The organism is Pseudomonas parakoreensis (genome assembly GCF_021602155.1).
Classification (GTDB): domain Bacteria; phylum Pseudomonadota; class Gammaproteobacteria; order Pseudomonadales; family Pseudomonadaceae; genus Aquipseudomonas; species Aquipseudomonas parakoreensis.
This window is the reverse complement of the sequence record NZ_BQHY01000014.1, coordinates 102882-125390: the sequence shown is the minus strand read 5'-3', so window position 1 is coordinate 125390 and position 22509 is coordinate 102882. Positions and strand designations below refer to the sequence as shown.

Here is a 22509-nt window from a genome sequence, read left to right as displayed (position 1 = left end):
CTGCGGGTATTGTTGTTATACCCGGCAGATTAGCCGATCGGGCCGTTTGTGCAGGCCGGACCTTGAGGTCAGTTGTGCCATGCTCCGGTGTAAAGCGGCCGACTCAGCTCAACGGGTTCCAGCGCTGCGACCAGTCGTCATCGGTCTCGATCACCTGGCGCAACAGATCGAAGGCCTGTTGCAGGGTCGCCGAGTCTCGCTCGCGGGCGTACACCAGATAGGTTGGATAGCCGAATTCCGGGGCCTTGGTCACCGCTTCCAGCGCGCCGGTTTCCAGATAGCTGCGCACCACGCGCGTACGAAAGTAGCCGCTGCCGCCGTGTTCGAGGATGTATTGCAGGGCCAGCGGGCCGAGGTTGAAACTCAGCGCGGCTTTGGCCTTGTCTGGCAGGGCGGCGTCGTGCTGGCGACGGAAGTCCGGCCCCCAGTCGATGTAGACGTAAGGATCCGGGCGGTTTGGCGCACGTACCAGAATCAGTTTTTCTTCCAGTACCTGCTCGACTTGCAGGCCGGGCCAATATTCCGGCTGATAGACCAGCGCGGCATCGAGCACACCGAGTTCGAGTTGGCGCAGCAGGTTTTCGCCGTCGCGGATTTCCATGCGCAGGGCATGTCCGGGGATTTTTTCGCGCAGTTCGGCGGCCCAACTGAGCATCAACGGGTTGCACAGGCTGACTTCACCGCCGATGTGCAGCACGTTGTGATAGCCGTCCAGCAGCGGCAGGTCGCGCCGCGCGGCTTCCCAGGTCTGCACCAGTTGATTGGCGTAGACCACGAAGGCCTCGCCATTGGCCGTCAGTTTCGCCCCGGCGCGGTTGCGCACGAACAGCGTGCTGCCCAGCTGACTTTCGAGCTTCTGCACCCGGGCGGTGATCGCCGTTTGTGTGACGAACAACTTCTGCGCCGCCGCGGCGAGGCTGCCGTGGCGGACGATTTCCAGAAAGGTGCGGGCGAGGTCGATGTCCATGGGCGGGCCGGAGTCTGAGGTGCGGGCATTGTAAGTGCCGGCTCGCCACCGCGTCATCGTTCATTGCGCTGCGGTTTCCATGGATTTCGTGAGCGATGCAAACCCCTGCAGGAGTGAGCCTGCTGGCGATGGCGGAATGTCTGCCAAACCAGTGCCGCCCGAGACACCGCCATCGCTGGCAAGCCAGCTCCCACAGGTACTGTGTCGGACGCAGAACCCTGTGGGAGGAATGTCTGCCAAACCAGTGCCGCCCGAGACACCGCCATCGCTGGCAAGCCTGCTCCCACAGGTACTGGTTGGACGCAGAACCCTGTGGGAGTCTGGCTTGCCAGCGATGAGGCCGTAGTGGGCGCTGAAGCTCAACCCGCCAACTCAACCTTGCGCACCCGCGCCCAGTCTTCCACCAGCCGCGCCAGCGTGCCGCAGGCCTTGCGCTTGTAGACGAAGTGGCCGCACTTCTCGGCAAACTGGTTGCGGTTGTAGAGCATGTCTTCCTGCATTTCCTGCAGTTCGTTTTCCCGGCATTGCTCGATCAGCACCTGATCAACCCGCAATTTGCGCTCACGCACGGCGGCATAGGTCGGGTCGGTCAATGTCGCGTTGGCCCGTTGCAGCAACCATAACGAAAACTCGTCCGGGCAGCGCGGACCGATCTCCTGGACCATGCCCAGTTGCAGCGCCTGCGTGGCGCTGATTGGCAGGCAGGCCTGAGTCAGTTGTTCGGCCACCGTCGGGCCGACGGCGCGGGGCAGGCTGTAGGTCCAGTATTCCGAGCCATACAGGCCCATGCTCTTGTAATGCGGATTGAGCACGATGTCGGCCCGGGCGAACACAATGTCGGCGGCCAGTGCGAGCATCACGCCGCCGGCCCCGGCATTGCCGGTCACGCCGCTGACCACCAGTTGCTGCGCGCTGAGCAGCTCGGCGCAGACATCGTCGATCGCCTGAATATTGGCCCAGGCCTCGGCGCCCGGATCCTGCGCGGCCTGGATCACGTTCAGGTGCACACCGTTGGAAAAACTGCCGCGCCCACCCTTGATCAACAGCACGCGGGTGTCCCGCGATTTGGCCCAGCGCAGCGCCTCGACCATACGCTGACACTGTTCGGTGCTCATCGCGCCGTTGTAGAACTCGAAGGTCAGCTCCCCGACATGCCCGGATTCACGGTAGCGGATCGGCTGATACGCCTCCTCATTGAACGGCTCGCGGGCGATTGACCAGTCGAGCGTCGGCACGTCGACCAGTTGCCCGGCCAGCACGTGCCGCGCCGGTTGCTTGAAGGTTTCTTCGCCGGGCAGTGGTTTGCGCCGCAACGAACCGATCCACAGGCTGTGATCACCGGTGGCAACCAGCACCGCATCGTCATGCACCGCGAGGATCTTGCCGGGGATGCCGGTGCGTTGATCGAGGTGCGCGTCGTACACGTAATACTGGCCACCGGCCAGACTCGCCAAAACCCCGGGCTGGCCGTCAGCGGCGTCAATGCAGCGTTTGATGAATCGCGAGCAGTCGTGCCAGCTGAAGGTGCGGTCGGCCTGCTTCATGTTCGGTTGCAGGCGGCCGCGGACTTTGGGATCGCTGTAATCCAGTGCGACAGGGACAAAGCCGTCGATGAATTTTTCGACCACTTCGCGAATACAGCGAATCGCCGCATCGCTGACTCGACCGTTGTACAACTCGGACTTGCGCAAGCCCGGCGGCAGATTGAATTCGCAGGTGGCCCAGACCGGGCCGGCGTCCATTTCCTCCACCGCTTGCAGGGCGGTCACGCCCCAACTTGTCAGTTCATTGGTGATCGCCCAGTCCAGCGCGCTGGCGCCACGATCGCCGACGATGCCCGGATGAATGATCACCACCGGCCGCCGGAGATTGCTCCACAGCGCTTGCGGCACGCGGTCCTTGAGGAACGGGCAGATCACCAGATCGGCGCCGCTGTGCTCGATCTGTTCGCACACCGAAGCCTCGTCGGTGAACACCACAACGCTGGGCGAATGCCCGGCCTGGCGCAGTTCCAGCCAGGCGCGTTGAGTCAGGCCGTTGAAGGCCGAGGACAGCAGAATAATCTTCAGTGATCGCATGGTTTTCTTCCTTGAAAGGGCTGCCGTGGGCTCCTGATGAGCCGTCCCTGGCATTCGATGGAGCGCGCAGATTAGTCAGTGCTGCAGCGCTGGCAACTGATCCGGGTCAACGTTGTGTGAGTCAATATTTCCCCGGCGATGAGGTTCCTTATTCTCAAAGGTTTGACTGTCCTGATTTTTTATTACTTCAAATGTAAGCAGCGCTATTGCACAGTCGCGCCAGATCAGGAGTCGGACGATCCCGGCAGAACGATGGTTTTTCGCAGCGGGTGGGACCCGTTTCAGGGAGCAAGACATGGGTGATGTTCAAAACCCGCATGACCGGATCATTGGGCAAATGTTCCAAAAGGACTATCGCTGGCTGTGCGCTGCCGTTGGCCGCACGCTGGGTTGCCCGCACAGTGCACAGGACATCGCCTCGGAAACTTTTCTGCGGGTATTGACCCTGCCGGACCCGACCGCGATTCGTGAACCGAGGGCGCTGTTGACCACCATCGCCCGACGGCTGATGTATGAAGGCTGGCGTCGCCAGGACCTGGAACGCGCCTATCTGGAAAGCCTGGCCCTGGCGCCGGAACCGGTGCATCCATCGCCGGAGGAACGCGCGCTGGTGATCGAAGCGCTGTTGGCGGTCGATCGCCTGCTCAATGGCTTGTCGGCCAAGGCCAAAGCGGCGTTTCTCTACCATCAGCTCGACGGTTTGACTTACAGCGAAATCGGCGAACGGCTTGGGGTTTCCACCAGTCGGGTGCAGCAATACATGGTCGAGGCGTTCAAACGTTGCTATCAGGCGATGCAGGCATGAGGCCGGACGACGCGGTGATCGATGAGGCGGCGCAGTGGATGGCGCTGTTGCAGTCCGGTGAAGCCAGCGCTGGCGAGCGTGCGGCGTTCGACGCGTGGCGGGCAGCCGACCCGCGACATCAGCGGATCATCGAACAAATGGACGGCGGTTTGAACCTGCTGCGCCATCCGGACTTGCGCGGGCTGCCCCGCAACAGTCTGCTGCACAGCCTGAATGCGCCGTCGAGTCGTCGGCGTTTTCTCAGCGGTAGCCTGAGTGTGCTCGGGATTGCCGTGCTGGCCGGATTGCTCGGGCGTCGCTACGGCTGGCTGCCGGAGGCGGGGGAGTTAGCGACCGGCACCGGCGAGCGGCGCGACTTTACCCTGGAAGATGGCAGTGCACTGAGTCTGAATGCCCGCACGCGGGTGGTGGCGCAATTCGATGCGGTTCAGCGCCTGCTGGCATTGCGCACCGGTGAGTTATTGGTGGATGTCGCCAAGGATTGCGCTCGACCATTCGTGGTCGAGACCGAGCACGGTCGGATGCGTGCGCTGGGCACTAAATTTCTCGTGCAACAGGGCGACGATTTTACGCGGCTGGTGATGCTGCATTCGCAGGTCGAAGTGGTCACCGCCGGCGGTGCACGGCAAGTGGTGGAGGCGGGGGAGAGTCTGCTGTTCAACGCTCAGGACATTCTGGCTCTGGAGCGCAGCAGCGGACAGGAAAGCGCGTGGGTGCAAGGTCGCCTGGAAGTGCGCGACCAGCCACTGAGCGAAGTGATCGACAGCCTGCGTCGCTATCGCCGGGGCATTCTGCACCTGAGTCCCGATGTGGCCGATCTGCGCCTGAGCGGTCTCTATCCGCTGGACGACAGTGACCGCACTCTGCAATTGCTGGAGCGCTCGCTGCCGATTCGCGTCACATGGCACAACCCTTACTGGGTCAGCATCGAACCCTCAATTCCACCTAACACCCTGTAGGAGCTGCCGCAGGCTGCGATCTTTTGATCTTTAAAAGCGAAAATCAAAAGATCGCAGCCTGCGGCAGCTCCTACACAAATGTGTGTGGAGTCCGGTTATAGGTTTATGACTTCTTGGCCTAATCACCGCCCTATAAAAAGCGCCGGCCCGCTGCTCATTCCCTGCAGACGCCTTCAACAGGGAAGCCCTTGATGATTTCATTCAAACAACCATTACCTCGCCTGACCCTCGCCGCCGCACTGGCGATGGGGCTGGGGCCGATCGCGGTGTATGCGCAGGACTCTGCGGCCCAGGTCTACACCTTCGACATCGCCAGCGGCCCGCTCGATGAGGTTTTGCTGGATATCTCGCGCCAGACCGGCGTACCGATTTCCTTCAGTCAGAATCTGGTGGAGGGCAAACGCAGCAGTGCCGTGCGCGGTGCGTTGGGCGGGCGTCAGGCGGTCGAGAAAGCGTTGCTCGGCAGTGGCCTGCATGTCGAGCAGAGTGCCCAGGGCCTGAGCGTGCGCGAAGGCGCAGCGAGTACGCCGATAGCGGCCAAAGTCAGCGTCGCGGCCCCGGCCACCAGCGCCGATTATCGCATGGAAAAAGTCACCGTCACCGGCTCGCGAATCGCTCGTGCACAGAGCGATGGCGCGACCCCGGTCAACGTCATCACCCACGAAGAGATGGAGGCGCGCGGCTACAAGAACGTCTATGACGCCTTGGCGACGCAGACGCAAAACACCGGCATGACCCAGGGCGAGGACTACGGCAATACCTGGCAACCGGCGGCCAGCGCGATCAACCTGCGGGGCCTTGGCCCCAATCACACGCTGGTGTTGATCAACGGCCGGCGCGTCGCCGATTACCCGACGCCGTACGACGGCAAAGTCAACTTCACCAACCTGGCGAACATTCCTTCGGCAGTCATCGAACGCATCGAAATTCTCAGCAGCGGCGCTTCGGCAATCTACGGTTCTGACGCGATTGCCGGGGTGGTCAACATCATTCTCAAGAAGCAGATCAATGGCATCGACGTCAATCTCAAGGGCGGTACCAGTGAGCGTGGCGGTGGCGACAATCAGCGCCTGCAAATCAGCGGCGGCGGCAGTTGGGGCGACTTCGACGGCTTGTTCGGCTTGGAGCTGACCAACCGAGATCCGATCTGGGCCGATGATCGCGGCTTCATGCAGAGCGGCCCGCTGGCGGACGTCGGTTACCGTCGCGACCTGAGCAATAACCGCTACCTCGGCCCCGGTTGCGGCGCCTATCAAGGCACCTTCGACAACAAGCTGCTGAACAACGGCGGACGCTGCCGCACCGATCAGATGTACAACGATTACTGGACCATTCAGACGCAAAAGGAAAACTACGACGGCTACACCCGTGGCACCTGGCACTTCAGCGACAGCGGTCAGGTGTTTGCCGACTTGATGTATGGCCTCGATCACATTCAGAACAACACCCGTGGCCCGACGTTCACTTCGCCGGACTTCATCAACCAGAACAGCGGCAATCTCGAGCGCTGGTATCGCCGTTACGGCGAAGAGGAAATCGGTGGCCGCACCAGCAACAACAGCAAATGGACCGACACGTCGTGGACCGGCACCCTCGGCCTCTCGGACAAGATCGCCGACACCGGCTGGCGTTATGACCTGGCGGCCAACCGCTCGGAATATCGCAGCGTCAGAACCACCCGCTACACGCCGTTGTCCTCGATTCAGGATTTCTACCTCGGCCCGCAACTGGGCACGCGTGACGGTTACCCGGTGTTCGCCCCGGACGCCTCGCGTCTCGATCGTCCGCTGACGCCACAAGAGTGGGAGCAGTTTCGCAGCAACCTGACACAGCGCAGCAAGTCGGTTTCCACCAGCTACAACGCGTCGATCAACGGTGACCTGTTTGACCTGCCGGCCGGCCCGGTCGGATTTGCCGGGGTGCTGGAAGCGGGCAAGCAGGAGTATCGCGTCGACCCGGACGACGGTCTGAATGACGGCACTTTCTATGGTGTGAGCCCGGCACAAAGCTCCGGTGGTTCGCGCAAGCGTTACGCCGCCGGTGGCGAGTTCAGCATTCCGGTCACCGACTCTGTGCTGGCCACTGCCGCCGGACGTTGGGACCAGTACAAATTCAGCGGCCGCAGCGAGCAGCAGAAAACCTACAACCTCGGCCTGGAATGGCGCCCGATCACCAGTCTGTTGCTGCGTGGCAGTTACGGCACCAGTTTCCGTGCGCCGGATCTGAACTACATCTACCAGTCCGACAGCAACGGTTACTACCCGGCGCAGATCGACTACTACGGTTGCAGCCAGGGCGTGCAGGGCGCGTGTGATCGCGGGCGAGTCGATTACACCCAGAGCGGCACCCCGGACCTTGAGTCCGAGCGCGGCAAATCCTGGACCTATGGGTTTGTCTGGTCGCCGTCGCGCAATTTCGATTTCTCCACGGATTTCTGGCGGGTCGAGATCGATGACCTGTTAACCACCGTCGACGAAAACCGTCTGTTGCAGCAAGAGAACGAATGCCGCAACGGCACCCAGGACATCAACTCGGCCAACTGCCAGTCGACCCTGGCGCGCATCGACCGCAACCCGGGCAATGCCGCCATCGATCCGAATCAGTTGCAACGGGTGCGGGTCAACGCGATCAACGCGGCCAGCGAGCGGGTCAGCGGTCTGGATTTCAAGAGCAACATCCGCTGGGGCGCCGGCCAGTACGGTGCGTTCAGTTCGGCGCTGGGCTACACCCTGGTGCTGTCGCATTTCTACAAGGAATCCGACGAGGCGCCGACTCAGGACTGGCGCACCTCACGCACCAACTACGACTGGCGCAGCAAGGTCAACGCCAGCCTGACCTGGGATTACCAGAAGGCCACGGCGACGCTGATGGGCATTCGTTACGGCTCGGTGACCAATGGCGCGGGCGACGGGCGTTTGTCGCCATGGACGGTGTTCAACGCCAGCGCCCGCTACAAACTCAACGACCGCGCCAGTGTAGGCCTGACCGTGAACAATGTGCTCAACCAGATCAAGCACGACGACTCCGCCGGCTGGCCGTATTACCCGACCGGCAACTACGACCCGTACGGGCGGCAGTGGTGGCTGGATGTGAGTTATCACTTCGGCAGTTGAGCACGTGGAATATGTAAGTAACGTCCTACGGAAACGGGGGAGTTTTTTGCAGAAACGGGGATATTTCCGACGACAATCTCAGGTTGGTCGTCGGAAGCGTGATCTATAGCATCGGATATGACATTGAAGTCGCAAACGGCTTGGACGCTCAGGCCTCTGATAACGGATGGATTATGCGAACTCCCCACCTCGAATACGAAACGCCTGCTTATTCCCATCGCCTTCACTGGCGAACCGATCGTGCCAGATGCCCCATGGAGGATGTCGCGATGCCCAGCGTCAAGGTACCCCGGCTCACGGGGGTAAAGAGGGCCGAGGGCAGACCTGTCGACTTGCTCGTGAATGGCCGGAACATAGGTGACGATGCCTTTCTGATCGTTGACCTGACCGACGAAGGTTTTGAGTTGAACGATGTCGTCAACATGCTTTCGACCTCTGAGCTTTATCTGCAAGGCGACATGGTCAAACGCATCACCGGCAAGTCGGTCAGCACCGTCCGGCGGTTACTGAAGGAAGGTAAAACGCTACGGCTTGACCCGCAGCAGAGCGTCGTCGCCTACCAATATGCGTTGGTGCTGGAAAAGGCCACTCGCGCCTTCGGGAGGCAGTCACGGGCCGAGGAGTGGCTGCGCAAGCCCAGCACCTACCTGAACGGTCGCGTCCCCGCGGAGTTTATTCGGCATTCACTGGGGTTTCAGATGGTGGAGCAGTATCTGGGGCAGCTGATATATGGGGTTTACACATGAATCCCTTGCCCTGGGACGAGCACTGGTATGCCTGGCGGCTGGATCCCGAGGTCTACGGAGGGACGTGGAACAGCGGGATGGGTTCAAATCTCAATGGTGGCCGATGGAACAAACCCGGACGACGAGTCGTTTATGCATCGGTCGATCCGTCGTCGGCCATTCTGGAGGTGGCAGCCAATCACAGCTTTGATGCGCTGGACAGTGAACCTTATGTACTCACGTGTTTTGAGGTCATCAACGAAGCAAAAGTGAAAATAGTGCAGCCGGAGGAAGTGCCGAATCCTTACTGGTTGAGCCCCGCCAAACCTTCACCCAATCAACAACTGTTTGCCGATGCGTTATTGGCAGAACATCCATTTGTACTGATCCCCTCGGCGGCAACCCGCCACTCGTGGAATTTGCTGGTGAGCTGCGAATTGGCGGAGGGCCAGTTCAGGATGGTTTCCCAGGAACGGTTTGGGCTGGATACCCGGTTGCTGAGGGAGATGGAACTGGTTTGATACACAGCTGGTTTTTTTGCATAACCTCATCACCCAACGGTCTAAATCGGGCTCTATAAAACCCTGCTGTCCATTGCACATCCCTGCATAAACCAAAACGCAGGGATGGCTGTTCATGATCCATTTTTCACCCGTTAGATCCCGTTTGAGCCTGGCCTTGCTGCTGGCGATCAATACCTTGCCGGCAGTTGCTGCCGACGAACCCACGACCCAGCTGCAACGGGTCGAAGTCACCGGCACCGCGATTCGCCGGGTCGATGCGGAAACCGCGGTGCCGGTCACAATCCTGCGAGTTGAAGAATTGCGCGAGCAGGGCGTGAGCACCACAGAAGAACTGGTGAGCCGGATTTCCGCCAACCAGTCCTCGGTCGGCTCCGGCCGCTCAGTGGGTTCGAGCAGCGGCGGGGCGTCGTATGCCGATTTGCGTGGCATCGGCCCGAACAAGACGCTGGTGCTGCTCAATGGCCGGCGCCTGAGCAACAACGCGACCAACGCGATCAATGGGTCCGGGGTTGACCTGAACACTATTCCGTTCGCCGCCATTGATCGCGTCGAAGTGCTACGTGACGGCGCTTCGGCGTTGTACGGCACCGATGCGATCGGAGGGGTGATCAACTTCATCACCAAGACCAGCCTCACCGAAGGCCAGCTCAGCACCAACTACGACACGCCGACTCATGCCGGCGGTGGTGAAAGTCGTAACTTCAGTGGCAGCTGGGGCTTTGGCGATTTGCAGAATGACCGCTTCAACGTGTTCGGTGTGGTCAGTTACGACAAGCAGCAACGCCTGGCTGCCGAGGATCGTGGCTACACCTACAACTATCAGCCCGGACGCGGTCTCGATTACACCTCCGGCACCGCATCGCCGGCGAACTGGAGTCAGGGCAGCAATGCCACCAATCCGCTGGCCGGTTCCGGTTGCAACGCGCCGGGATTGCTGGCACGCAACGGTATTTGCCGCCAGAGCCTGTGGAACTATCTCGATCTGGTACCGGAAACCGAGAAGACTTCGGCGTTCGCCAAAGCCACCGGCAAGCTCGCGGATGACCATAACGTCAGCCTCGAATACTTCTGGGCACGCAACGAAAACCGTACGCAGATCGGCCCTGGCACCTTGATGGGCAATCAGGTCAATCCCGGCACGACGTTCTATCCCGGCAACGGCATTACCCCCGGCCCCAACGGCTTCGCCCTCGACCCGACGCAACCGGTGGATGTGAACTGGCGAGAAACCGCCGTCGGCGCGCGCCAGCATGAAGACGACAACACTGGCCAGCGTTTGCTGTTGAACTTCGATGGCAGCGTGGTGGGTTGGGACTATAACGTCGGTGCGTCGTACAACCAGAACAAAGTGGTGAATGCCATTGAGGCCGGTTACGTCAACGACCGCGCCGTCAGTGCCGGTATCGCCAATGGCATCATCAACCCGTTTGGCGCGCAGACCGCTGCCGGACAGGCGTTGCTGGCGGCCAGCACGGTAGACGGCGATTACTCGACGGCGGTCGGTCGGGTGAAGGCGATTGACGGGCGTGTCAGCCGCGAAATTGGCGATTGGTTCGGCGCCGGCCCGTCGGCGCTGGCGCTGGGTGGCGAATACCGCAAGGAAGATTTCCACCAGGACTTCGCCCAGTTCGCCGCTGATGTGCAAAGCCTGGGTGTCGACCCCAATGCCAGCGTCGCCGGGGATCGCAGCGTCTCGGCGCAATACGCCGAGGTCAACGTGCCGGTGCTCGACAGCCTGGAGTTGTCCGCCGCCGTGCGCCACGACAAGTACAGCGACTTCGGCAGCACCACCAACCCGAAATACTCGTTCCGCTTCCAGCCGTTCAAGGAGCTGGTTGTGCGTGGCGCCTACAGCGAGGGTTTCCGCGCGCCGTCGCTGTACGAGTTGTACAACCCGAACTTCACCACGTTCACCGTCGCCAACTACAACGACCCACGGCTGTGCGCTGGCGGTAATCCGAGCAACGGCGGGATCGCCAACCGCGACTGCGCCCAGCAGTTTTACAGCCGCACCGGTGGCAACACGGACCTGAGCCCGGAAACCGCGCGCAACGTCACCCTCGGTTTCGTCTATCAGCCGTTTGAGCGCCTGAGCACCGGGCTGGACTTCTGGTGGATCAACATCGCTAACCAGATCGCCGAATTCCCCGAGTCAGCGGTATTCGAGAACCCGGAACTGTACCCGGATCGCCTGGTGCGCAAGCCTGACGGCTCCATTGATCACATCGTCACGGGGCTGGCCAACCTCGGCAAGATCAAGACCAATGGTGTCGATGTCAGCTTCGATTACCGCCTGCCGAGCACCCCGTACGGCAACTTCGGTATCGGCCTGCAAGGCACCTATGTCAGCCGCTACGAGTATCAGCAGCAACTCAAGGGCGACTACATCGACAAGCTCGGTGACTTTCGTGGCGGCGACTTTTCCTCGGCCGGCGCTGTGGCTCGTTGGCGCCACAGCCTGACCGGCAGCTGGAACTACGGCCCCTACGGGGTGGCGCTGACCAACCGCTACACCAGCGGTTACCACGACTCCGACCGTGAGACTCACGATTACGTCGGCTCGTACAACGTCTGGGATCTGGCCGGCACCTACACCTGGCGCAAAACCCTGAGCGTGACCCTCGGTGCGAAGAACCTGTTCGACCGCGAGCCACCGTTCAGCAACCAGACCTACACCTTCCAGAGCGGCTACGACCCGAAGTACGGCGACCCGTTCGGGCGGACGCTGTACACGCGGGTCAATTACAAGTTCTGACCCGCTCTGTATAGGAGCTGCCGAAGGCTGCGATCTGTTGATCTTCAAAAGTCAAAAGATTGCAGCCTGCGGGAGCGGATTTCATGGAAGGGGCAGGTTTTAGTCACTTATTGATCTAAGCCTGCCCTATAAAAAACGCCGGCCTGTTGCACATCACAGGTAGGCAGGATGTTTGGTGATTGTTCGGGCGTCATCGCTGGCAAGCCAGCTCCCACAGGGATTTGTGAGCACCGCAAAACGTGTGGGAGCTGGCTTGCCAGCGATGACGCCATAAACAGCGCCGTGCAAAAAAAGGATCTGCCAATGTTCCCCAGGCTCATTCTGTTCAGCGCTTTTGCGCTGTTAAGCCCATTCAATTGGGCCGCTCCACAACCTGCGTTGACGGTCTACGGCGAAGCCCCCAAATACGCCCCGGACTTCCAGCACCTGGCCTACGCCAATCCCGACGCTCCCAAGGGCGGGACACTGCGCCGCTCCTCGCTGGAAAGCGGCCCGTTCGATCACCTGATTCCGTACATCGACAAAGGCACTGGCGTTGCCGAGATCGACGGCTGGCTCTACGCGCCGCTGGCCTATCGCAGCAAGGACGAACCCTACAGCGTCTACGGCCTGGTGGCGCAGCAGATTGAACTGGATGCGGATCGCCGCTGGTTGCGCTTCTACCTCAATCCCAAGGCCCGGTTCGACGACGGCACGCCAATCACTGCCGAAGACGTGCGTTACACCTTCGAGCTGTTCATCACTCAGGGCAGCCTCAAATACCGCCAACAGTTTCGTGACGTCGCCGACGTCGTGGTGGAGTCGCCGACGCAAGTGCGCTTCAACTTCAAGAACAACGACAGCCGCACGTTGCCACTGGATCTGGCGACACTGCCGGTGTTGCCCGAACATTGGTGGCGCACGCGCAACTTCGCCGAGGGCGCCGGTTTCGAGATCCCGCCGGGCAGCGGCCCGTACCGCATCAGCGCGGTGGATGCCGGGCGCAGCGTGAAATTTCAACGCGTTGCCGACTGGTGGGCCAAGGACCTGCCGATCACGCGCGGCCTTTATAACTTCAATCACTTGAGTGTGGAGTTCTTCGCCGACACCGATGTTTCACGGCAAGTGCTCAAGGCTGGCGGCTTCGACTACAACCGCGAGTTTTCCGCGACCAGTTACACCATCGGCTATGCCGGGGCAGCGCTGGAGCAGGGCAAACTGCTCCGCGAACATCTGGCACCAGGTGCCGCGCAAGGTTCGCAGGGGTTCGTGTTCAACCTGCAAAAACCGCTGTTTCAGGATCGCCGGGTGCGGCAGGCGATCGCCATGCTCTGGGATTTCGAATGGAGCAACCGGCAGATGATGCGCAGCATGTACTTGCGCCAGCGCAGTTACTTCTCGCACAGCGCATTGGCGGCCACCGAGTTGCCGGACGCCGAGGAACTGAAAATACTCGAACCGTGGCGCGGCAAGATCCCCGACGAGGTGTTCACGCAAGTCTTCGAAGCGCCGAAAACCGACGGCAGCGGCAACATTCGCGCCGAGCAGTTACAGGCCCTGAAACTGCTCGAAGCCGCCGGCTGGAAACCCCGTGGCGATCAGTTGGTGAATGCCAAAGGCGAGCCGCTGCAGTTCACCTTTCTCAACGGTCAGAAGGGTTTTGAAAGGCTGCTGCTGCCGTTCAAGCGCAACTTGGCGCAGATCGGTGTCGGCTTCGATATTCGCCAGGTCGACACCGCGCAATACACCAACCGCGTGCGCAATCGCGACTACGACATGATCGTCGTGGGTTACCCGGTGAGTCAGGCGCCGGGGCGCGAGATGTTCAATTACTTCGGCTCCGACGGCGCCGACGATCCCGGCTCGAATAACTACATGGTGCTGCGTGATCCGGCGGTCGATGCCTTGCTCGAAGGGCTGGTGCAGGCCGACAACCGCGAAAGCCTGCTGCGCCATGCCCACGCTCTGGATCGGGTGTTGCAGTGGGGTTACTACTGGATTCCCAATTACTACCCGCCGGGAATTTCCACGGTGTGGTGGAACCGTTTTGGCCGCCCGGCGACAGCGCCGCTGTATGACGCCGGGCTCGATACCTGGTGGGAAATCAGCCCGACCGCGCTGACCGCCACGCAGATGCAGCAACAGCAAAAGGAGTATGCGCATGTGGGGTTATAGCCTGCGGCGTCTGCTGCTGGTCGTGCCGACCTTGCTCGCCATTCTGCTGGTCAATTTCGTGATCGTGCAGGCCGCGCCGGGTGGCCCGGTGGAACAAGCCATCGCGCGCTTGCAGGGCATCGGAGTCGGCGCAGCGGTGGGCGGCGGTCATGTCGAAACCATTGGCGGCGAATCCCGCGCGACCCGTGGCCTGGACCCGAAACTGGTGGCCGACATCGAGCGTCAGTACGGCTTCGACAAACCGGCCGGTGAACGCCTGTGGCTGATGCTCAAAAGCTACGCGCACCTGGATTTCGGTCAGAGCTTTTTCCGCGGTGCCAGCGTCACCGAGCTGATCTGGCAAAAGCTCCCGGTGACCTTGTCGCTGGGCTTGTGGGCGACGTTGATCACTTATCTGGTGTCGATTCCTCTGGGCATCCGCAAGGCCGTGCACAACGGTTCGGCGTTCGATGTCTGGAGCAGCGTGGCGATCATCGTCGGCTACGCAATGCCGGGCTTTCTGTTTGCGCTGCTGTTGATCATCGTGTTTGCCGGCGGCAGCGCACTGGACTGGTTTCCGGTGCGCGGACTGGTCTCGGACAACTTCGCCGAGCTGTCGCCGTGGGGCAAGGTTGCCGATTACTTCTGGCATCTGGTGCTGCCGGTCACCGCGTTGGTGATCGGCGGATTCGCCACCCTGACGATCCTCACCAAGAACAGCTTTCTCAACGAGATCTCGCGGCTGTACGTGCTGACGGCGCGGGCCAAGGGCTTGAGCCAGCGTCAGGTGTTGTACGGCCACGTGTTCCGCAATGCGATGCTGCTGGTGGTCGCCGGATTACCGCAGGCACTGGTGACGGTGTTTTTCGGCGGCTCGTTGCTGATCGAAGTGATCTTCTCCCTCGATGGCCTCGGCCGTCTGAGTTACGAGGCGGCGGTGTCGCGTGACTACCCGGTGGTGTTCGGTTCGCTGTTCATCTTCACCCTGTTCGGCCTGCTGATAAAACTGCTCGGCGACCTGTGCTACACGCTGGTCGACCCGCGCATCGACTTCACCGCGAGGACTGTCTGATGCTGACTCTATCTCCCATCGGACAGCGGCGCTGGGCGCGGTTCAAGGCGCATCGGCGTGGCTGGTGGTCGTTGTGGCTGTTTTTGCTGTTGTTCGGTCTGAGCCTGGGCGGCGAGCTCATCGCCAACGACAAACCGCTGCTGGTCGAGTACCAGGGCCAATGGTATTTCCCGGCGTTCAAACGCTACACCGAGCAGGATTTCGCCGGCGAACTGCCGTTCCAGCCGGACTATCGCAGCGCGCAGGTGCGGCAACTGATCGAAGAGCAGGGCGGACGGATGTGGTTTGCGCCGATCCCGTTCGGTTTCGATACCGTGAATTACGACCTGACCGATCCGGCACCGAGCCCGCCGAGCGCCGAGAACTGGCTGGGCACCGATGATCAGGCGCGGGATGTGCTCGCGCGGGTGATCTTTGGCACGCGGGTGTCGTTGCTGTTTGCCCTGGCGCTGACCGCTGCCAGTGCGCTGATCGGCATTGCGGCCGGTGCCTTGCAAGGCTATTACGGTGGCTGGGTCGATCTGCTCGGGCAGCGGTTGCTGGAAGTGTGGTCGGGACTGCCGGTGTTGTATTTGCTGATCATTCTGTCCGGGTTCGTCGAGCCGAATTTCTGGTGGTTGCTGGGGATCATGGCGCTGTTTTCCTGGCTGAGTCTGGTGGATGTGGTGCGCGCCGAGTTTCTGCGCAGCCGCGGTCTGGAATACGTGAAAGCCGCGCGGGCGTTGGGCGTTGGCGATGTGCAGGTGATCTGTCGGCACATCCTGCCCAATGCGATGAGCGCGACCCTGACGTACCTGCCGTTCATTCTCACCGGAGCGATTGCCACGCTGTCGGCACTGGATTTTCTCGGTTTCGGCATGCCCGCCGGCAGCGCTTCGCTGGGCGAATTGATCGGTCAGGGCAAGAGCAATCTGCAAGCGCCGTGGTTAGGGCTGACGGCGTTTTTTGCCTTGGCGCTGATTCTTTCTCTGTTGGTGTTCATCGGTGAGGCTTGCCGAGATGCTTATGATCCAAGGACTTGAGATGAGCGAAAATCTGATCGAAATACGCAACCTGCGTGTGACATTCAACGGCCAGCCTGTGGTGCATGGCATCGACCTCGATATTCGTCCGGGCGAATGCCTGGCGCTGGTCGGCGAGTCCGGCTCGGGCAAATCGGTGACCGCTCACAGCATCCTGCAATTGCTCGACCCGAACATCACGCGGATCGACGGCAGCATTCGTTATGCCGGCGAAGAGCTGCTCGGCGTGCATGAGCGTTATCTGCGCCAGTTACGCGGCAACCGTATTGCGATGATTTTTCAGGAGCCGATGAGTTCGCTGAATCCACTGCACACGATCGAGCGGCAACTCGGTGAGAGCCTGGCGCTGCACAAAGGCCTGGCGGGCGCGCAGGCCCGTGAACGGATGCTTGAACTGCTCGAACTGGTCGGCATTCAGAACCCGCGCGAACGGCTCAAGGCCTATCCGCATCAACTCTCCGGCGGCCAGCGCCAACGGGTGATGATCGCCATGGCGCTGGCCTGTGAGCCGCAATTGTTGATCGCAGACGAACCCACCACTGCACTGGACGTGACGGTACAGCGCAGGATTCTGTTGCTGCTCAAGAAATTGCAGCAGCGCCTGGGCATGGCGCTGCTGATCATCAGCCACGACCTCAATCTGGTGCGAACCCTCGCGCAGCGGGTGGCGGTGATGCGCGGTGGACGGATCGTCGAACAGGCGCCGTGCGAGCAGTTGTTCAGTGCGCCGCAGCATCCTTACAGCATTGAATTGCTGAATGCCGAGCCGGGCGGGCATGCCTTGTGTCTCGGCGCGACAGAGGACTTGTTGCAGGTGCGCGATCTGAAGGTGCGTTTTCGTCTGAGCGGCGGTTGGCTGCGGCGCAACACCTGGCTGGACGCGGTGAAGGGCATCGATCTGAATCTGCAGCGCGGCAAAACGCTGGGGATTGTCGGCGAGTCGGGCTCGGGCAAGTCGACATTGGGCCAGGCGATTCTGCGTCTGATCGACGCCGAGGGCAGCATTCACTTTGCCGGTGAGGCGCTGCAACAGTTGAGCGGCAAGCAGTTGCGACCCCTGCGCAGGCGCCTACAAGTGGTTTTTCAGGATCCGTTTGGCAGCCTCAGCCCGCGCTTGTGTGTGGAGCAGATCATTGCCGAGGGCTTGCAGGTACACAGTGATCTGAATGCTGCCGAGCGTGAGCAGGCGGTGATTGATGTGCTGCGCGAGGTTGGCCTGGATCCGGCCACCCGACATCGCTATCCGCACGAATTTTCCGGCGGACAACGCCAACGGATTGCAATCGCTCGGGCGCTGGTGCTCAAACCGGATCTGATCTTGCTCGATGAACCGACCTCGGCGCTGGATCGCACGGTGCAGAAGCAGATCGTTGCTTTATTGCGGCGACTGCAGGAAGAGCATGGGCTGACTTATCTGTTCATCAGCCATGACCTGGCGGTGGTGCGGGCGTTGGCCCATGACCTGATTGTGATGAAGGAGGGGGAGGTGGTGGAGCGTGGTCGGACGGATGAGCTGTTTACGGCGGCGCGGCATCCTTATACGCAGGAGCTATTGGCGGCATCGTTTGTCACGTCGGTTTTACCTGTGACATATACGGACAGACTTTTATCCGTGGTGTAGTTCCGGTACATTCCGCGCCCTGGCCAATACAAGGAAGTAGATGATGGCAAAACCTGCCGCTCGACTCAGCGATCTCAATGCCTGCCCGGTAACCGGTCAAGGTACCAACCCAAGCACCAGCGGTTAGCCCAACGTGAACATCAACGGGATGCCGGTGCTACGTGTCGGCGATACTACGGCTTGCGGCGACTCGGTCACCGAAGGCATCGGCAACATCCTGATCAATGGCAAACCCATTGCCTTTCTTGGCAGTGCCACCGCTCATGGCGGCATGATCATCACCGGCTCCGGTGACGTTTTCGTCGGCACCGCAGTCGGCGCCGCGCCGTTCACCCCGATCGTTACCGTGCCCAAGCATAGCGAGCGCTTCCAGCTGGTCGACGAAACCACCGGCGAAGCCATTCCCGATATGCTCTATTGCATCGAAACCGGCGACGGCCAACGACTCGTCGGCCACACCGACAACCACGGCAACGCCGCCCGAGTGTTCACCGCCGATCCTACTTCCGTTGTCGTGCAATGGGGCAAGGAAGCCGCCGCTCACCTGGATGCGTTGGGCATTGCTTACTAAGGAAGGTCAGACGTGGCGCCACCGAAGAAAAAACAGGCTCAGACAAGCGATCAGCACGGCACGACGCAGGTGAAGGGGACACTTAAATACGATTATGTAACTGTGGTGGGCTCTTACCACATTAGTCGCTGGACGGAATTTCGCGGGAATTACGGCAACAAGATGAGTTTCATCAACCAAGGTGTTGGCCAGTTGAGAGACTACTCGAATCTTAAAAAGGGGGCCGCGGACAAAACCTTTTTTCTGCTGTTTGTCGCGGAGTACGATCCCAAAATGCGCGCCAGGCTAAAAGAGCTGGTCGTCAACACATACAGAGCCGAATACCTTGAGATTGATTCCGCCGCTGAACTGGTTGCTTTCATAAACAAGCGAGTAGAGGAAAAGCGCGAGATCAAACAGCTCGATATCTTTGCCCACGGCGTGGTGTTCAATATCGAGTTCGGTTACGAAATCGAAGGTAAGGATGCCAGCTATCGCTTTGGACCTGCCCAAGCGAGCCAGTTGCAGCCTGATGCCTTTGCCTTCGGCGCTAATATCTTTTCGTACGCTTGCCGAACCGGGTTGGGGGTTGATGAGACGGCGCTTGTCAGTGAGGGGCAGGAACATTACGAGCTCAGCCTTGCACAGAAGCTTGCCGATGCAACCGGGGCGACCATTCATGCTTACCCGCGTCGCAGCCTTTACGACCAAACATATGGCAGTGATGCAGAGCGCGATGGTCTGGAGGGGGCGAAGGCGCGTGTAGCGTCGGATAATCGAGCCAAATCCGCTTTCATGATCAAGAAGGCTGGCTACGAACGGCGTCTTGCTGAATACAGATTGTCAAAAAAGGACGACACAGCGGAGCTGCCGGGCGAAACAGCCCCGGTTCAGCCACCGGAGCTGGCTAACGAAAACGATAAAAAGCTTTTGATGCATGCCCAGAGTCGCGCGAAAAACGAAAAGAACATGAGCTATCCGCTGGACGATTATGGAGCTGTCGGAAAGGTGCGCTCAGGCAATACGCCGTTGGGGCCACCAAAGCAGCAACTGAAGTTTAAAAAAGGGCTTCCGGCACAACCATGACTGTTAATTTTCACAAGCGCGTGGGTCTCATAGCGGCCTTTTTGCTGGTTTTTAGTGCGATGGGTCTCTATCTGCACACAAGGGAAGATGCAATGAGCGAGAAAGTGATGATGTACTACGGCGACTGGAGTCCGGAAGAAAACCGTTTTGATGCAACAAAATGGTTTCGTACCGATATGTACCGCAGTGATGTTGTCGATGGAAAAAAAAGCGCTGTAACCATGCTGCGTAACAGACCATTACCTTTTAAGCCAAGCGACAACGATGAGTTGGTAGCTGGCGCCATTGTGGCCCTCGAGGCGGCGTATCCGCCGGTCAATGGTGACTTGCTTGGCAAGGAATGGCCGATGCTGATTCCACGTATCCGCTACCGTTACAGCGCTTTCGAAGCGCCGGATCAGCCGCAGGATTATTACAACATTTATCTGAAGTACCAGGGTGAGCGGTATGTCATCACTTTCGCCCGGGATGCGCAAACCGGTGAAATCATTCCAGGGGGTAGTGTCCAGTTGATGTACCCCGAGAGTGAGACCCAGATCGCCGATCGGCAGGTCTTCAAAGAGCTGGACGCCGCCGGCATCCAATGACCCGGAAATGACAAATCCCGCCATCAAGGCGGGATTTGTTTGTAATGCGACGAATCTTACGACGGGAACAGCTCGGACAGCTTCATCGACAGCATCATGTCGCCTTCAACGCGCAGCTTGCCGCCCATGAACGCTTGCATGCCGTCGGTTTCACCGCTGACGATGTCTTTCAGCGTTGCACTGTCCAGTACCAGCGTGCAGTTGGCGTCGGCGTTTTCGCCTTCCTGAATGTCGCAAGTACCGTCTTTGACGATCAGCGCGTAGTGCTTGTCTTCGTCGGTGATGTTGAAACCGAAGACCAGATCCAGACCGGCAGCGGCGGCTGGGTTGAACTTGGCTTGCATCGCTTTTACGGCATCAGCTACGGAGGTCATGGTTCGATCCTTATGGGTTGATTGCAGCAGGGTCACAGTTATCCGGACTCAACGGTAAGTGATGAGTTCCGGGGCCTTCAGCAGTTGCAGATGCGCATGACTGTTGAAGGAAGCCAGAGTCACCTCGCGACCGCGGAATTTCAGCTGGTTGAGCGAGGTGTTGACGATTTGCCAATTCAGTTCAAAGGCCTGCCTGGCAGGTATTTGGGTAATCAGGTGGAGCAGGGCGGTAATGGTGCCGCCGGAGGTGAATACGGCGACTTTCTGATTGCCGTCGGCCTGTTCGAGGATGCGGTGAAGACCCCCCTGAACCCGTTCGACGAAACCCAGCCAGCTTTCCAGCCCGGGGGTGTCGTGGGTGCCGGCCAGCCAGCGCTCGATGACCAGCGCGAAGATGCGCTGGAACTCGGCGCGGTTCTGCGCGGCGTTGCGCAGGATGTCGATGGCTTCCGGCTCGTCCTCCAGCATGGCGGGGATCAGCGCACGAATCACTGCGTCGGCGTCGAACTCGTTGAACGCAGAGTCGGTCTCCAGCGCCGGTACCGACAGGCCCTTGGCGCTGAATTGTTCCAGCGCGCTGCTGGCCGTGTGTTGCTGGCGGCGCAGGTCGCCCGCCAGGCAGCGATCGAAACGGATTCCCAACTCGGCCAGGTGCTGGCCGAGGATTTCCGCCTGGCGCACACCGATGGGCGACAGGACGTCATAGTCGTCTGCACCAAAGGAGGCCTGGCCATGTCGAATCAGATAGATGCTGCCCACGTCCGCGTCATCCCGGTACGTTGAAGGTTGTGGCGAGGTTATGAGGATGATGGAGTGCTGTCAATGAAAAAACATACGCTTGTTTGAAATGCCCGTTACAGGCCTGTTGCCAGAGGTTTCACGGCTGGCCGAGGAGGCGGCGCATGGGTATGCTGGAACCATCCCGCGCGTGTTTGTGCATCCGCGCATTGTTTTAAGGAGTCTCTGTGGAGTTTTTCACCGAATACGCCAGCTTTCTGGCCAAGACCGTAACGCTGGTGGTCGCCATTCTGGTGGTGCTCGCCAGTTTTGCTGCATTGCGCAGCAAGGGCCGGCGCAAGTCGTCCGGACAGTTGCAGGTCAGCAAGCTCAACGATTTCTATAAAGGCTTGCGTGAGCGCCTGGAGCAGACCCTGCTCGACAAGGATCAGCTCAAGGCCCTACGCAAGGGCCAGGCCAAATCGGAGAAGTCCGAGAAGAAGCAAAAGAACAAACCCGAGGCCAAATCCCGGGTGTTCGTGCTGGATTTCGACGGTGATATCAAGGCCTCGGCCACCGAGAGCCTGCGTCACGAAATCACCGCATTGCTGACCCTCGCCACGCCGAAGGACGAAGTGGTGCTGCGCCTGGAAAGTGGTGGTGGCATGGTGCACAGCTATGGTCTGGCCTCATCGCAACTGGCGCGGATCCGTGAGGCCGGCGTGCCGTTGACCGTGTGCATCGACAAGGTCGCCGCCAGCGGCGGCTACATGATGGCGTGCATCGGCGAGAAGATCATCAGCGCTCCGTTCGCGATTCTCGGCTCGATCGGGGTAGTCGCGCAGCTGCCCAACGTCAATCGTCTGCTGAAAAAGCACGACATCGATTTCGAAGTGCTGACCGCGGGTGAGTACAAACGCACCCTCACCGTATTTGGCGAAAACACCGAGAAGGGCCGGGAGAAGTTTCAGGAAGACCTGGACATCACCCACCAGTTGTTCAAGAACTTCGTGGCCCGTTATCGGCCACAACTGGCCATCGATGAAGTGGCTACCGGAGAAGTCTGGCTGGGCGTCGCGGCGCTGGACAAACAATTGGTCGATGAACTCAAGACCAGCGACGAATACCTGGCCGACAAGGCGAAGAAAGCCGAGGTCTACCACCTGCATTACGCCGAGCGCAAAAGCCTGCCGGAACGCATCGGCATGGCCGCCAGTGGTTCGGTGGAACGCGTGTTGGTGAACGGCTGGAGTCGCCTGACCCAGCAACGCTTCTGGTAAGCCACTTGCATAAAAGGCCCTTCATTGTTCTGCAATGAAGGGCCTTTTTATTGAGGTGGTATATATGTATTTTTTAAGTTTGAAATGTTGATTGTGCGAGCGTTGGTTTGATCTGTTATTCGCGCTTTTATAAAGAGGTCG

18 protein-coding genes are annotated in these 22509 nt (G+C 60.1%); 14 read left to right on the top strand and 4 right to left on the bottom strand.

The genetic code is table 11. The features are described 5' to 3' along the window. Positions 1 to 103 precede the first annotated feature (103 nt). Positions 104 to 967, bottom strand: coding sequence for a LysR family transcriptional regulator (locus L6D63_RS21445; protein ID WP_041072725.1), 864 nt, complete (start codon positions 965 to 967; stop codon positions 104 to 106). Between the two features lie 359 nt (positions 968 to 1326). Further along, a complete protein-coding gene (locus L6D63_RS21440; protein ID WP_131671715.1) occupies positions 1327 to 3045 on the bottom strand; it encodes a hydrogenase maturation protein in 1719 nt (572 codons plus the stop codon). A gap of 295 nt (positions 3046 to 3340) precedes the next feature. Between L6D63_RS21440 and L6D63_RS21435 the strand changes: the two genes are divergently transcribed. From L6D63_RS21435 to L6D63_RS21375, 13 genes are all read left to right on the top strand, one after another. Next, complete coding sequence (locus tag L6D63_RS21435) at positions 3341 to 3850, top strand: sigma-70 family RNA polymerase sigma factor (protein ID WP_047291417.1); 510 nt, start codon at positions 3341 to 3343, stop codon at positions 3848 to 3850. After that, positions 3847 to 4809: a FecR domain-containing protein gene (locus L6D63_RS21430; RefSeq protein ID WP_131671716.1), complete on the top strand. Its 963-nt coding sequence runs from the start codon at positions 3847 to 3849 to the stop codon at positions 4807 to 4809. Before L6D63_RS21435 ends, L6D63_RS21430 begins: the two co-directional genes overlap by 4 nt. 191 nt (positions 4810 to 5000) lie before the next feature. Continuing rightward, on the top strand, positions 5001 to 7922 hold the full coding sequence (locus tag L6D63_RS21425; RefSeq protein ID WP_131671717.1) for a TonB-dependent receptor: 2922 nt from the start codon (positions 5001 to 5003) through the stop codon (positions 7920 to 7922). A 269-nt stretch (positions 7923 to 8191) separates the two neighbouring features. Beyond that, entirely contained in the window at positions 8192 to 8668 is a 477-nt protein-coding gene (locus tag L6D63_RS21420) for an MbcA/ParS/Xre antitoxin family protein (protein WP_236170388.1), read from the top strand. Continuing rightward, the gene (locus tag L6D63_RS21415; RefSeq protein ID WP_131671719.1) at positions 8665 to 9168 is read left to right on the top strand and encodes an RES family NAD+ phosphorylase; all 504 of its coding nucleotides are present in this window, start codon (positions 8665 to 8667) and stop codon (positions 9166 to 9168) included. The genes L6D63_RS21420 and L6D63_RS21415 overlap by 4 nt, the downstream gene beginning before the upstream one ends. A 115-nt stretch (positions 9169 to 9283) precedes the next feature. Continuing rightward, positions 9284 to 11926, top strand: coding sequence for a TonB-dependent receptor (locus tag L6D63_RS21410; RefSeq protein WP_236170387.1), 2643 nt, complete (start codon positions 9284 to 9286; stop codon positions 11924 to 11926). A 303-nt stretch (positions 11927 to 12229) separates the two neighbouring features. Beyond that, entirely contained in the window at positions 12230 to 14080 is a 1851-nt protein-coding gene (locus L6D63_RS21405; protein ID WP_047291425.1) for an extracellular solute-binding protein, read from the top strand. After that, positions 14067 to 15131 (top strand): microcin C ABC transporter permease YejB, encoded by a 1065-nt coding sequence (locus L6D63_RS21400; protein WP_131671721.1) that lies wholly within the window; start codon positions 14067 to 14069, stop codon positions 15129 to 15131. Before L6D63_RS21405 ends, L6D63_RS21400 begins: the two co-directional genes overlap by 14 nt. Further along, a complete protein-coding gene (locus L6D63_RS21395; RefSeq protein ID WP_047291430.1) occupies positions 15131 to 16153 on the top strand; it encodes an ABC transporter permease in 1023 nt (340 codons plus the stop codon). Before L6D63_RS21400 ends, L6D63_RS21395 begins: the two co-directional genes overlap by 1 nt. Position 16154: 1 nt before the next feature. Beyond that, positions 16155 to 17774, top strand: a complete 1620-nt coding sequence (locus L6D63_RS21390; RefSeq protein ID WP_131671722.1) for an ABC transporter ATP-binding protein — start codon at positions 16155 to 16157, stop codon at positions 17772 to 17774. A gap of 133 nt (positions 17775 to 17907) precedes the next feature. Beyond that, complete coding sequence (locus tag L6D63_RS21385; protein ID WP_236170386.1) at positions 17908 to 18345, top strand: PAAR domain-containing protein; 438 nt, start codon at positions 17908 to 17910, stop codon at positions 18343 to 18345. A 12-nt stretch (positions 18346 to 18357) separates the two neighbouring features. Further along, positions 18358 to 19410, top strand: a complete 1053-nt coding sequence (locus L6D63_RS21380; RefSeq protein ID WP_121185814.1) for a hypothetical protein — start codon at positions 18358 to 18360, stop codon at positions 19408 to 19410. Next, complete coding sequence (locus L6D63_RS21375) at positions 19407 to 19997, top strand: hypothetical protein (RefSeq protein ID WP_131671723.1); 591 nt, start codon at positions 19407 to 19409, stop codon at positions 19995 to 19997. The genes L6D63_RS21380 and L6D63_RS21375 overlap by 4 nt, the downstream gene beginning before the upstream one ends. A gap of 56 nt (positions 19998 to 20053) precedes the next feature. Here L6D63_RS21375 and L6D63_RS21370 read toward each other — a convergent pair whose 3' ends face one another. Beyond that, entirely contained in the window at positions 20054 to 20371 is a 318-nt protein-coding gene (locus L6D63_RS21370; protein ID WP_007967870.1) for an SCP2 sterol-binding domain-containing protein, read from the bottom strand. Between the two features lie 48 nt (positions 20372 to 20419). Further along, entirely contained in the window at positions 20420 to 21130 is a 711-nt protein-coding gene (locus L6D63_RS21365) for a histidine phosphatase family protein (RefSeq protein ID WP_131671724.1), read from the bottom strand. A 206-nt stretch (positions 21131 to 21336) separates the two neighbouring features. On the opposite strand from L6D63_RS21365, the gene sohB reads away from it, so the two are divergent. Then, positions 21337 to 22368, top strand: a complete 1032-nt coding sequence (sohB, locus tag L6D63_RS21360) for a protease SohB (RefSeq protein WP_041072698.1) — start codon at positions 21337 to 21339, stop codon at positions 22366 to 22368. Positions 22369 to 22509: the final 141 nt, after the last annotated feature.